The 233-nt window shown below is 53.6% G+C and carries 1 tRNA gene and 1 rRNA gene; both read right to left on the bottom strand.

Going from position 1 to position 233, the window contains the following annotated elements:
- Nucleotides 1–76 (bottom strand) — tRNA-Ala (locus tag G9G57_RS25545).
- Between the two features lie 81 nt (nucleotides 77–157).
- Nucleotides 158–233: ribosomal RNA gene (gene rrf / locus G9G57_RS26510) — 5S ribosomal RNA — on the bottom strand; the annotation flags it as partial.

Here is a 233-nt window from a genome sequence, read left to right as displayed (position 1 = left end):
TGGTGGAGCCAAGGGGGATCGAACCCCTGACCTCCTGCGTGCAAGGCAGGCGCTCTCCCAGCTGAGCTATAGCCCCATCTTAGAAATAATAACTAAAATTCTAATTAAGCAGAGATTGTCCTTAGAGGCGAAAAAAAATCCCCAGAGATGGGGTTATGCTTGGCGGCGTCCTACTCTCCCAGGACCCTGCGGTCCAAGTACCATCGGCGCTGGAGGGCTTAACGGTCGTGTTC

Source organism: Paenibacillus sp. EKM211P (assembly GCF_011066175.1).
In the GTDB taxonomy this organism is placed as follows: Bacteria; Bacillota; Bacilli; order Paenibacillales; family Paenibacillaceae; genus Paenibacillus; species Paenibacillus polymyxa.
This window is presented reverse-complemented; position numbering and strand designations above follow the sequence as displayed.